The sequence below is a fragment of the Micromonospora parva genome, assembly GCF_040649675.1.
Lineage (GTDB): Bacteria > Actinomycetota > Actinomycetes > Mycobacteriales > Micromonosporaceae > Micromonospora > Micromonospora parva.
Map to the genome: position 1 here is coordinate 717,384 of NZ_JBEZFX010000001.1, position 12,533 is coordinate 729,916.

Sequence of the window (12,533 nt, forward strand, 5' to 3'; positions counted from 1 at the left end):
CGCATTAAGCGCACGTTCCACGCTTTTTGCCTTTTGCTCGCCCATTCCGTCGTGAGCCGTTCGTGGATGTCAGACCGGAGGGGCACGATGGACCGGTGACCGGGGCAGACGCAGACGCCGGCGCGGTGCTCGCCGGGTTCGGCCCGGCGACCCGCGCCTGGTTCGACAACGCTTTCGCCGCGCCGACCGCCGCGCAGATCGGTGCGTGGCGGTCGGTCGCCGCCGGTCGCAACGCGCTGGTGGTGGCGCCCACCGGCTCCGGCAAGACGCTCGCTGCCTTCCTCTGGTCACTGGACCGGCTGGCCCGCGAGCCGGCACCGACCGAGCCCCGCCAGCGGTGCCGGGTGCTCTACGTCAGCCCACTCAAGGCCCTCGCCGTCGACGTGGAGCGCAACCTGCGCGCCCCGCTGGCCGGCATCCGGCAGGCGGCCACCCGGCTGGGCGTGGCACCGCCCGACATCACCGTCGGCATGCGCACCGGCGACACGCCCGCCGACGAGCGACGGGCCTTCGCCCGCACCCCGCCCGACATCCTCATCACCACGCCCGAGTCGCTGTTCCTGCTACTGACGTCGGCGGCCCGCGACTCACTGCGCGGCATCCAGACGGTGATCGTCGACGAGGTGCACGCGGTGGCCGGCAGCAAACGCGGCGCCCACCTCGCCCTCTCCCTCGAACGCCTCGACGAGCTGCTGCCCGCCCCGGCGCAGCGCATCGGCCTCTCGGCCACCGTCCGCCCGATCGACGCCTGCGCGCAGTTCCTCGGCGGTGCCCGCCCGGTCGACGTGGTGCAGCCGGCCACTCCGAAGACCATCGAGGTCAGCGTGCAGGTCCCGGTGGAGGACATGACCCGCCTGGACGAGCAGGAGCAGCCACCGGAGGACGACCTCGGCGGCCCCGGGCCACGTCGGGCGTCGATCTGGCCGGCCGTGGAGGAGCGGGTCTTCACCCTCATCGGGCAGCACCGCTCGACCATCGTCTTCACCAACTCCCGCCGCAGCGCCGAGCGCCTCTGCGCCCGGCTCAACGAGCTGGCCGCCGAAGCGGCGACCGAGGGCGCGGCCGGCGTACCGGAAGGGTTGTCGGCCGACGACGACCCGACGACCGGCGCGCAGCGGTGGGGTGGCCCTGCCGGCCCGGTGCGCAACCGGCCACCGGCCGAGGTGATGGCCCAGTCCGGGGCGGCCACCGGCGCGGCACCGGTGATCGCCCGCGCCCACCACGGCAGCGTCTCCCGGGAGGAACGCAAGCACATCGAGGAGGCGCTCAAGTCCGGCCAGCTGCCGGCGGTGGTGGCCACCTCCAGCCTGGAGCTGGGCATCGACATGGGCGCTGTCGACCTGGTGGTGCAGATCGAGGCGCCGCCGAGCGTGGCCGCCGGGCTGCAACGGGTCGGCCGGGCCGGGCACCAGGTGGGCGCCGTCTCCCGTGGAGTGGTCTTCCCCAAGCACCGTGGCGACCTGCTCTCCTGCGCGGTGGTCGCCGAGCGGATGACCGACGGCGCGATCGAGGAGCTGCACTACCCGCGCAACCCGCTGGACGTGCTGGCCCAGCAGATCGTCGCGATGGTGGCGCTGGAGCCGTGGGCGCTCGGCGACCTGGCCGTGCTGGTCCGCCGGGCCGCACCCTTCGCCGAGCTGCCCGACTCGGCGCTGCACGCCGTGCTGGACATGCTCTCCGGTCGCTACCCGTCCACCGCCTTCGCCGAGCTGCGCCCCCGACTGGTCTGGGACCGGGCCACCGACCTGCTCACCGGCCGCCCCGGCGCGCAGCGACTCGCGGTGACCAGCGGCGGCACCATCCCCGACCGGGGCCTGTTCGGGGTCTTCCTGGCCGGTGCCGAGCGGGCCGCCCGGGTCGGTGAGCTGGACGAGGAGATGGTCTACGAGTCCCGGGTGGGCGATGTCTTCCTGCTCGGCTCCTCCTCCTGGCGCATCGAGGAGATCACCCCTGACCGGGTGCTCGTCTCGCCCGCCCCGGGGCAGGCCGCGCGCATGCCGTTCTGGAAGGGCGACCAGCTGGGTCGGCCGGTGGAGCTGGGCCGGGCCATCGGCGCCCGGGTGCGCACCCTGCTGCGACAGACCGACGAAGCCGCACTGGCCGCGCTGCGCGACGGCGGGCTGGACGACTGGGCCGCCGGCAACCTGATGGCCTACCTGCGCGATCAGCGGGAGGCCACCCGTTCGCTGCCCGACGACCGCACTGTCGTCGTGGAACGGTTCCGCGACGAGCTGGGCGACTGGCGGCTGGCCGTGCACAGCGTGCTCGGCGCCCGGGTCAACGGGCCCTGGGCGCTCGCGGTGGGCCGCCGGCTGGCCGAGCGGTACGGCGTGGACGCCCAGGTGATGCCCTCCGACGACGGCATCGTGGTGCGACTTCCGGACACCGCCGACGAACCGCCCGGCGCCGACGTGGTGGTCTTCGAACCCGACGAGATCACCCAGCTGGTGGAGGAGTCGGTCGGCACCTCCGCCCTCTTCGCCGCCCGTTTCCGGGAGTGCGCCGCCCGGTCACTGCTGCTGCCGCGCCGCGACCCGCGCCGCCGCCAACCGCTCTGGCAGCAACGGCAACGCTCCGCCCAGCTCCTCGACGTGGCCCGCGAGTACGCGGACTTCCCGGTCACCCTGGAGGCCGCCCGGGAGTGCCTCCAGGACGTCTTCGACCAGCCGGCGCTGGCCGGGCTGATGCGCGACCTGGCCACCCGCAAGGTGCGGCTGGTCGAGGTGGAGACCAGCGCGCCGTCCCCGTTCGCGCGGTCGCTGCTCTTCGGCTACGTCGGTGCGTTCCTCTACGAGGGCGACGCCCCGCTGGCCGAGCGCCGCGCCGCCGCGCTCGCCCTCGACTCCACCCTCCTCGGCGAGCTGCTCGGCCGGGTCGACCTGCGCGAACTGCTCGACCCGGCGGTGCTCACCGAGACCGAACGGCAACTGCGGTGGCTGACCGAGCAGCGCCGCCCCCGCGACGCCGAGGACGTGGTCGAGCTGCTGCGGGTGCTCGGTGACCTGAGCGACGCCGAGCTGACCGAGCGGGGCGTGCCCGAGACGTGGCTCAGCGAGCTGGAGGCCACCCGCCGGGTGCTGCGGGTCCGGATCGCCGGCGAACAGCGCTGGGTGGGCGTCGAGGACGCCGCCCGCCTGCGCGACGCACTCGGCGTGGCACTGCCGATGGGGGTGGCCGAGGCGTACCTCGCCCCGGTGGCCGATCCGCTCGGTGATCTGGTGGCCCGTTACGCCCGCACCCACGGGCCGTTCGCCGCCGCCAGCTGCGCGGCCCGCTTCGGGTTGGGCGTGTTCGTCGTCGAGCAGGCGCTGCGCCGGCTCGGCGCCACCGGCCGGGTGGTCTCCGGGGAGTTCACCCCGGACTCGGCCGGCGCCCAGTGGTGCGACGCCGAGGTGCTACGGATGCTGCGCCGCCGCTCGCTCGCCGCGCTGCGCCGGGAGATCGAGCCGGTGCCGCCCCGGGCGCTGGCGACGTTCCTGCCCCGTTGGCAGCAGGTCGGCTCGTCCGCCCGAGGTGTCGAGGCGCTCGCGGCAACTGTGGAGCAGTTGCAGGGCGCGGCGGTGCCGGCGTCCGCCCTGGAGCGGTTGGTGCTGCCCGCCCGGGTCGCGGACTACTCCCCCGCCCACCTCGACGAGTTGTGCGCGAGCGGGGAGGTGCTGTGGGCCGGGTCGGGGGCGATCTCCGGAGGCGACGGCTGGGTCACCCTGGCGTACGCGGACACCGCGCCACTGCTGCTCCCTCCGCCCGACGAGGCGTTGACCCGCACCCCGCTGCACGACGCGGTGCTCGACGCGCTCGGCGACGGGCAGGCGTTGTTCTTCCGCCCGCTGGCCGACCGGGTCGGTTCGACAGACGACGCCGCGCTGACCGCGGTGATCTGGGATCTGGTCTGGGCGGGGCACCTCAGCAACGACACCCTCGCCCCGCTGCGCGCGGTGCTCGGCGCCGGCGGCGCCCACCGCTCCCGGCCGTCCGCGCCCCGCACCCGCTACCGGCGGCCCGGCCGGGTGGCGCTGCCGACCCGTGGTGGCCCGCCGACGGTCGCCGGCCGCTGGTCCCGCCTTCCGGACCGGGATCTCGACCCGACCCGGCGGGCCGCCGCGCTCGCCGACCTGCTGCTGGAGCGGCACGGGGTGGTCACCCGGGGCGCGGTCATGGCCGAGCAGGTGGTCGGCGGGTTCTCGGCGGTCTACCCGGTGCTGTCGGCGCTGGAGGAGCGCGGCGCGGCCCGCCGGGGTTACTTCGTCGAAGGGCTCGGCGCGGCGCAGTTCGCCGTACCCGGCGCGGTGGACCGGCTGCGCGCGCTGGCCGAACCGACCGACGGCGCCCGGGGGCGGGGCGCGGTGGCCACCGTGCTCGCCGCCACCGACCCGGCCAACCCGTACGGCGCGGCGCTGCCCTGGCCGGAACGGGTCGTCGACTCCGGTGACGGGGCCACACCGGCGACCGGGCACCGGGCCGGCCGCAAGGCGGGGGCCCTGGTGGTGCAGGTCGGCGGTGACCTGGTCCTCTACGTCGAACGCGGCGGCCGGACGCTGCTCTCCTTCACCGACGACACCGAGACGCTCGCCGCGGCCGGCAAGGCGCTCGCCGACGCCGTCCACTCCGGGGCGTTGGGTGCGATGTCGGTGGAGCGGGCCGACGGCGAGGCGGTGCACTCCTCGCCGCTGCGTGACGCGTTGACCGCCGCCGGCTTCCGGGCCACCCCGCGCGGCCTGCGCCTGCGCGGCTGACCGGGCCTGTGCGCCCGCGTCAGCCCAGACCGTTGAGCACCTTCTCGTAGCGGGGCCGGTCGGCGGCCGGGGTCTTCGCCTCAAGGTAGTTGAGCACCACCGCACCGCGCCGGTACGACTGGCCGCCCCACGTCTCGGCGATGTCGCTGGCGCTGATCTCGTCGGGAAACACGTACACCGTGACGGCGTCGGTGGCGATCAGCTCGGAACAGCCCAGGCCGAGACCGTCCGGCCCACAGTCGACCGAGCGGTCCTTCGGGTGCGGCACCTTCAGGCCGGCGGCCTTGAACGCGTTGACGACCTGGGTGGCACCGGGCGCACCCGTCGGGCGTTTGGGCAGCACCACCGGCGGTGGGCTGGCCGGCCGGCGCTGCGTGGGCCCCTGGGGGGCGACGGACGGCGGGGCCACCGGCGGGGCTGCCGGTGACGCGGCGCCGCTGGCGCTGGGCGGCCCCGCCGAGGGCGTCGGGGCGCTCGGCAGACCGGTGGCCGCCGGGGCCGAGGACGACGAGGGGGTGGGGGCCGCACTCGACGGATCGGCGTCGCCACCGCCGCAGCCGGCGGTGACGGCCACGGCTACCAGCAGGATTCCGACGGCGGGCAGGCTCCGAATTGTCACCAGGGCAGTCTGCCCAACGTCATCCGGCGGCGGGAGGGGCCGGTCGGCCACTGCGCTGTCCCGAATCCGTCAGCCCACCCGGTTCCACTAGCCTGCGGGCATGTCCGCAGTGCCCTGGATCTCGCTGACCACCGACTACGGCCTCACCGACGGCTTCGTGGCCGCCTGTCACGGGGTCGTCGCCCGCGTCGCGCCGACCGCCCGGGTGATCGACGTGACCCACCTGGTGCCGCCGGGGGATGTCCGGCGGGGTGCCGCGGTGCTGGCGCAGACAGTGCCGTACCTGCCGGTGGGAGTGCACGTGGCGGTGGTCGATCCGGGTGTCGGCACCGCCCGACGGGGTGTCGCGCTGGCCGCCCCGGGCGGGCTGCTGGTCGGCCCGGACAACGGGTTGCTGCTGGACGCCGCCGCCGCGCTCGGTGGGGTGACCGACGCGGTCGAGCTGACCGAGCCGCGCTGGCTGGCCGCCCGGGTGTCCCGCACGTTCCACGGGCGGGACGTCTTCGCGCCGGTGGCGGCCCGGCTGGCGCTCGGCGCGCCGCTCGCCGAGGCGGGCCCACCTGTCGACCCGGCCGGGCTGGTGCGGCTGCCGACGCCCACGGTGACCCGGGACGCCGAGGGATTCACCGCCGAGGTGCTGACCGTGGACCACTTCGGCAACGTCCAACTGGCCGCACCGGCCGAGCTGCTCGATCCGCTGCCGGCCACGCTGCGGGTGGGTCCGTCGGGAACCGCGCCGGCCCATGCGGCGGTGCACGGGCGCACCTTCGGCGACGCCCCGGCCGGTGGCCTGGTGACGTACGTCGACTCGGCCGGGCTGGTCGCGGTCGCTGTCAACGGCGGACGGGCCGTGGACCTCCTCGCGGTGTCCGCGGGGGACCTGCTGCGGGTATCGGGCTGATGTTCGACTGTGGAATGCTTCTCCGGTGGGTGAGCATGTGGTTCCTGCGGGCTGTCCCTGCTGTGCGTCGCGGACCGGCGGGGGGACCTGTCCCGTCTGTTTCTGGACCGACGACGGCCAGACCGACGCCGACGCCGACGCCGTCCGGGGTGGCCCCAACGGCGACCTGAGCCTCACCCACGCCCGTCTCAACTACGCCGTCTACGGTGCCAGCCACCCGCGCTACCAGGACATGGTGCGCACGGCTCGCCCCGACGAGCGCCCCTGACGCTGAGGCGGCGCCCGACGGGGTGAGCGTGGCTCAGCAGACCGGCACGCTGCCGCCGTACACACTCGAGATGTACGCGTGGCTGACGTACTGGCCACTGGTCAGCCGGTTCCAGCGGGTGGTGGTGCGGTAGGGGCCGGCGACCGACTGACCGGTGACGTAGCACTGGATCGGCACGTGGGCCAGCCGGGCGGCGAGGCCACGGATCGCGTACGACGTGCTGGCCCCGGTGCGGATGTTGAGCGGCCCGTCGCCGACCACGCCGCGCGGGCCGCCGCCGGTCCACAGGTAGGCGACGTCCACCCAGGCGTTGGTGGTCAGCCGCAGCCCGTCCCAGAACGTGCCGTCGGCCAGGTCGATGCCGGCCGGGTTGAGCACGGTCCGCCCGAACTGGTCCCGGCCACCGTTGTAGCCGGACTGGTACGCGGCCTGCGCCTCGGGTCGCCCCTGCGGCAGGTCCTTCCAGTTCTCCCGCACGGATGACGGGTTCCAGTAGTCGTCGCGGGTGTTCCACGGCCCGACGTCCCAGACCGGGGCGTACTCGCAGCGGGCGCCGTTGGTGGTGCAGACCCGCACGGTGTAGTCGCCGGTGTTGAGCGGGGAGAGTCCGCGCCGCGACGGCAGTGCCGCGAAGTGGTCCCGGGGTTGCACGGTGCGGCCGTTGGCGGTCACCTCACCGACCAGCCCGATGCGGGTGGCGTACACCCGGTAGGTGCGACCGGGTGTGGCGGCGGACACGGCGGCGTTCGCGTCGGCGGTGAGCCGCATGCCCCGTACCGTCGCCGTCGCTCCCTTGTCGGGGGCGGTGAGCACCACCCGGGCCTGTACCCGGGTGACGGGCCGGTCGAAGACGGTGCCGGCGGCCCGCCACTCCGTCCAGCCGGCGGTCCGCCAGCCGCGGACCTGCGCCTCCACCGTCGCCCCGGCGGGGACCGCGGCGTCGATCTCGGCGCGGACCCGGGTGGCCGGCCGGGCGAGGGTGCGGGGTGTGGTCAGCAGCATCCCCTCGGCGACGGCGCTGTGCGGGCTGCGGGCGCCGCGCCAGGTGGGCCGGGCCTCCCGCAGGCGGAGGCCGGCGGCGGTGCGTCGGACGTTGACGTCGTCGCGGTCGACGATCGTGAGGTCGGCGCTCCACCGTTCGTCGCCGGGTGCGGCGGCGACGAGGGCGATCGGTGCGCTGGCGGCCGGGACGTTACCGGTGGTGGGTAGGAGCGCTGCGGTGAGCAGGAGGGTGAGGGTGGCGATGAGGGCGACGGATGGGATACGACAACGGGGTCGCGTCATGGGCATTCTCCTCAGAACCCCCTGACCTTCGCATGTCAGGAGATCATGAGGAACCTGTGTACAAATAGCGACACATGCGAATCTTGCTCGAAGAGGGAGAATGGCAGGGTGCCCGAAGGCGACACCGTCTGGAACACCGCGCGCGTGCTGCACCGCGCGCTGGCCGGCGCGCGGATCACCGGCAGTGACTTCCGGGTGCCGCAACTGGCGACCACGGATCTCACCGGCTGGACCGTCCGCGAGTCGGCCAGCCGGGGCAAGCACCTGCTGCTGCGGCTCGACACCCCCACCGAGGAGCACTGGAGCCTGCACTCCCACCTGCGGATGGACGGCGCCTGGCGGGCGTACGCCCCCGGGGAACGCTGGAGCGGCCGGCCCGCGCACCTGATCCGGGTGGTGCTGCGCAGCCCCGGCGCGGTAGCGGTCGGCTACCACCTGCACGAGCTGACACTGGTGCCGACCGCCGACGAGGATCACCTGGTCGGCCACCTCGGCCCCGACCTGCTCGGGCCGGACTGGGACCCGGCCGAGGCGGTCCGTCGGCTCGCCGAGCACCCGGAGCAGAGCATCGGCGAGGCGCTGCTGGACCAGCGCAACCTGGCCGGCGTGGGAAACCTCTACAAGTGCGAGGTGCTGTTCCTGCGCGGGGTGTCACCGTGGACCCCGGTCGGTGGGGTGCCCGATCTGCCGGGCCTGGTGGCTCTCGCGCAACGGCTGCTCGCCGCCAACCGGGGCCGGTGGACGCAGAGCAGCACCGGCTCGCTGCACCGGGGGCAGACCAGCTACGTCTACGGCCGCCGCGCCCAGCCCTGCCGCCGCTGCGGCACCGCGATCCGCAAGGAGGAACTGGGTGAACGGGTCACCTACTGGTGCCCGGTCTGCCAGCCCGAACGCCCGGCCCCGCCATCTGCCGGCTGACCAGGCTCCCACCGATCGAGACCCAGCGTAGAAACGGACGATTGGGTAATTCCTAACCGGCCGTCGACGTCGCATGCTGCGGTTGAGCGCTCACCGACCGTCAGCAGAGTGCCGAGGTTCCCCACGTCGGGGTGGCGAACCTCGCGCCCCGAACCGGGGAGAGTCATGGCGATGTTCCGCAGACTCCGCTCCACCTTCCTCACGCGGACCACCCGCGACGCCGACGCCCCCGCCACCGGTCGGGGGGCGGCGGTGCCGGCCGCGCGGACGGCCGAGGAGGTCGTCGCGACACCGAGCCTGGACCCGGCAGTGGTGCCCCGCTACTTCGGCCCCGTGCCGAACTTCGCGCACAGCCCTCGCCCGACCCGCGACCCCGACGGGCAGGTGACGGCCGGGACCGGGCTGCGCAAGTTCGTCGACCCGCTGCCCCTTCCCGGCCAGCCGGGCGGCGGCGACCTCGGCAGCCAACTGCCGGTCGCAGTGCCCGACACGATCAGCTATCCGGGCTGCGACTACTACGAGATCGGCCTCCAGGAGTACGCGCAACGGCTGCACCGGGACCTGCCGGCCACCCGGCTGCGCGGCTACCGGCAGCTCAACCTGGGCACCGACCCGGCCGGCCACAACACTGTGGTGCCACCGGAGCGACAGTGGCACCTCGGGCCGATGATCCTGGCCCGTCGGGGTCGACCGGTCCGGGTGAAGTTCATCAACCAACTCCCCACCGGCCGGGCCGGCGAGCTGTTCCTGCCGGTCGACGACACGATCGAGGGGGCCGGCCTCGGCCCGCTGGACGGGCCGGCGCCGTACCCGCAGAACCGGGCCGTGCTGCACCTGGCCGGGGCGCAGACCGGCTGGACCAGCGCGGGCAACCCGGGGCAGTGGATCACCCCGGCCGGGGAGATCACCCCGTACCCGACCGGACCCGGGCTGGCCCACGTGCCGGACATGCCGGCGCCCGGCGCCGGCGCCACCACTCTCTACTTCCCGAACGAGCAGAGTGGCCGGCTGCTGTGGTTCCACGACAACACCCTCGGCCTGGCCCGGCTCACCGTCTACGGCGGACAGCTCGCGCTCTACCTGCTCACCGACCCGGCCGAGGACCAGCTCGTCGCCGACGCGGTGCTGCCGGCCGACCAGGTGCCCCTGGTGATCGAGGACAAGACGTTCGTCCCGGACGACGCCCAACTCGCCGCCGAGGACCCGACCTGGGACCGGGAACGCTGGGGTGCCCGGGGCAGCCTCTGGCACCCGCACGTCTACCAACCCCGGCAGAACCCGTACCGATCCGGTGGACGCAACCGCACCGGCCGGTGGGACTACGGCCCCTGGACGAGCAACGCCGCAGCCCACGGCACCCACCCCGACGGCTGGGTGCCGAATCCGTACCACGACCCGGTCGACGCCCCGGACGAGCCGCCGCTGAGCCCCGGCGTCCCGCACCCGTCGGCCGTCCCCGAGGCGTACGGCGACACCCCGCTGGTCAACGGTGTCGCCTACCCGTACCTGGAGGTGCAGCCGCGCGCGTACCGGTTCCGGATCCTCAACGCCTGCCTGGACCGCAGCCTCAACCTCCAGCTCTACCGCGCCCGCTCCGACGCGGCGATGTGGACGGCCGACGGCGCGCTCGCCGACCCCGACGCCGGCGAGGTGCCGATGGTGCCGGCCACCCGCGCGGCGGACCACCCGGCGGGCTGGCCGACCGACGGACGCGACGGCGGTGTGCCCGACCCCCGCGCCGCCGGCCCGGAGTTCATCCAGATCGGCAACGAGGCCGGTCTCCTGCCGGCCCCGGTGGTGCTGCCGAACCGACCGATCGGTTACCGGTACGACCGGCTCGACCCGACAGTGCTGAACGTCGACGGGCACACTCTGCTGCTCGCACCGGGTGAACGGGCCGACGTGCTCGTCGACTTCTCCGCCGTGCCGCCGGGCAGCACGCTGATCCTGTACAACGACGCTCCGGCCCCGCTGCCCGGCTTCGACAGCCGCTACGACCAGCACACCGGCGCCCCGGACCGCACCGCCGAGGGTGGCCCGCCCCCGACCGAACCGGGGTACGGCCCGAACACCCGCACCCTGCTCCAGTTCCGGGTGACCGGCACACCCGCGCCGCCGTACGACCTGGACCGGCTGCGCGACCGGCTGCCCGTGGCGTACGCGGCCAGCCAGCGCCCGCCGATCGTCCCGCAACCGGCGTACGACCCGCCGTTCGGCACCCGGACGACGACGCGGACGACGGTGCCGGTGCACGCCACCACTGTGACGTTCACACCGACGGCGGGCACCGGCCCGGTGACAGTGCCGATCGCGGTGAAGGCCGCACAGCAGATCTTCGAGCCGGACCACGGCCGGCTTGCGGGTCGGCTCGGCGTGGGGCACCCGCACGCCGGGCCGCTCCACCCGACGACGCTGCCGCTCGGCGCGACCGACCCGGTCACCGAGGTGCTGTTCGCCACCGACACCGCCGTACCGGTGGGTGCCCCCACCGACGGCACGCAGCTCTGGCGGATCAGCGGCAACGTCCGGCAGACCGAGCCGGTGCAGGTCGACGGCTGCGACCTGCAGGTGATCAACCGGGTCGGCTGGGACGGCACGCTGCGCCTTCCGCACGACACGGAGCTGGGTTGGAAGGGGATCGTCCGGGTCAACCCCCGGGAGGACGTGGTGGTGGCGCTGCGTCCGGTCGCGCCGGTGCTGCCGTTCAAGCTGGGCGACAGCCTCCGGCTGCTCGACCCCTGTCGCCCGGCCGGCGCGCGGGCCGGTTCGACGCCGGTCAGCCCGGCCGACGGGCGACCCGCCACTGTGGTCAACCAACTGGTCAACCTGGGCTGGGAGTACCGCTGGCACAGCCAGCTCGCCGGCCACCGCGACGGCGGGATGACCCGACCGCTGGTGCTGCGGGTGGCGCCGAAGGCGCCGACGGGCCTGACCGCCACCCCGGTGCCCGGGTCGGCCACCGCGCTACCCGCGATCGCGCTGGCCTGGACCAGCAACGGCGGGCGACCGGCCGCCACCAGCCACCTGCTGCAACGGGCCACCGACGCGACCTTCGGCGGCGAGGTCACCACGATCACCGTCGCGGCCGCCGCCACCCGGTACACCGACGCGACGGTCACCCCGGGGGTGACGTACCACTACCGGATCCGGGCGGAGAACGCGGTCAGCTACTCGTCCTGGTCCAACGGGGTGCCCGCCTCGGTGCACCTGGCCGCGCCGAGCGCCCTGGTGGCGACGCTCCCGCCGGCGGCACCGCTGCGGGTGGCGCTGCGCTGGACGAACCGGTCGTTCGCCACCGGCATCGACGTGCAACGGGCCACCAACCCGACGTTCACCAGTGGCCCGGGCACCACGGCGATCGGGGTCGGTGACAACCACCTGGACCCGACAGTGGCACCGGACACCACGTACTACTACCGGGTGCGGACCACCTATCTGGGTGCCGCCTCGGCGTGGTCGACGGTCGCCACGGTGACCTCACCACCCCCGCCGGGCGTCCCGAGCGGGGTGAGCGCCACCGCCACCGCGCCGGGGCCGGACACCGCGACGGTGATCCTGGCGTGGGCGGCCAGCACCCCCGGCGGCCCGGGGTCCGGGTTCACCGTGCAGCGGGCCCTCGACCCGACCTTCGAGCAGGAGCTGGCCACTTTCACGGTGACCGGCCGCGGCTTCACCAACACGGGGCTGGCCCGGGGGGTGACCTACCACTACCGGATCCGGTCGTTCAACGTCGTTGGCACCTCGGCGTACACCGGACCGGTGCTGGTGACGACCCCACCGTGACGGGCCCGCGCTCCGGGGGGCGTGTGC

The 12,533-nt window shown here is 74.6% G+C and carries 7 protein-coding genes; 5 read left to right on the plus strand and 2 right to left on the minus strand.

The window, feature by feature from the left end; translation table 11 throughout:
• Window positions 1-95 precede the first annotated feature (95 nt).
• On the plus strand, window positions 96-4,733 hold the full coding sequence (locus AB0C03_RS03170) for an ATP-dependent helicase (protein WP_357633879.1): 4,638 nt from the start codon (window positions 96-98) through the stop codon (window positions 4,731-4,733).
• 19 nt (window positions 4,734-4,752) lie between these two features.
• On the opposite strand, the gene AB0C03_RS03175 is transcribed toward AB0C03_RS03170, so the two are convergent.
• Window positions 4,753-5,352 carry a hypothetical protein gene (locus AB0C03_RS03175; protein WP_030336809.1) on the minus strand — a complete coding sequence of 200 codons (600 nt, stop codon included), beginning with the start codon at window positions 5,350-5,352 and terminating at the stop codon, window positions 4,753-4,755.
• 100 nt (window positions 5,353-5,452) lie between these two features.
• Here AB0C03_RS03175 and AB0C03_RS03180 point away from each other — a divergent pair, with 100 nt between their 5' ends.
• Window positions 5,453-6,253 (plus strand): SAM hydrolase/SAM-dependent halogenase family protein, encoded by an 801-nt coding sequence (locus AB0C03_RS03180; protein WP_210861142.1) that lies wholly within the window; start codon window positions 5,453-5,455, stop codon window positions 6,251-6,253.
• A 25-nt stretch (window positions 6,254-6,278) separates the two neighbouring features.
• Window positions 6,279-6,521 carry a CPCC family cysteine-rich protein gene (locus AB0C03_RS03185; RefSeq protein WP_030336813.1) on the plus strand — a complete coding sequence of 81 codons (243 nt, stop codon included), beginning with the start codon at window positions 6,279-6,281 and terminating at the stop codon, window positions 6,519-6,521.
• Between the two features lie 33 nt (window positions 6,522-6,554).
• Here AB0C03_RS03185 and AB0C03_RS03190 read toward each other — a convergent pair whose 3' ends face one another.
• Window positions 6,555-7,805, minus strand: coding sequence for a DUF8814 domain-containing protein (locus AB0C03_RS03190; RefSeq protein ID WP_030336815.1), 1,251 nt, complete (start codon window positions 7,803-7,805; stop codon window positions 6,555-6,557).
• A gap of 108 nt (window positions 7,806-7,913) precedes the next feature.
• Between AB0C03_RS03190 and AB0C03_RS03195 the strand changes: the two genes are divergently transcribed.
• Together AB0C03_RS03195 and AB0C03_RS03200 are read left to right on the plus strand one after the other, a co-directional pair.
• Entirely contained in the window at window positions 7,914-8,723 is an 810-nt protein-coding gene (locus AB0C03_RS03195) for an Fpg/Nei family DNA glycosylase (RefSeq protein ID WP_210865802.1), read from the plus strand.
• 165 nt (window positions 8,724-8,888) lie between these two features.
• On the plus strand, window positions 8,889-12,506 hold the full coding sequence (locus AB0C03_RS03200; RefSeq protein ID WP_210865801.1) for a hypothetical protein: 3,618 nt from the start codon (window positions 8,889-8,891) through the stop codon (window positions 12,504-12,506).
• The last annotated feature ends 27 nt before the right edge of the window (window positions 12,507-12,533 follow it).

Bases quoted from the DNA above. Each gene is read 5' to 3' on its own strand.
- AB0C03_RS03180 (WP_210861142.1), top strand. From the start codon at position 5,453: ATGTCCGCAGTGCCCTGGATCTCGCTGACCACCGACTACGGCCTCACC.
- AB0C03_RS03190 (WP_030336815.1), bottom strand. From the start codon at position 7,805: ATGACGCGACCCCGTTGTCGTATCCCATCCGTCGCCCTCATCGCCACC.
- AB0C03_RS03200 (WP_210865801.1), top strand. From the start codon at position 8,889: ATGGCGATGTTCCGCAGACTCCGCTCCACCTTCCTCACGCGGACCACC.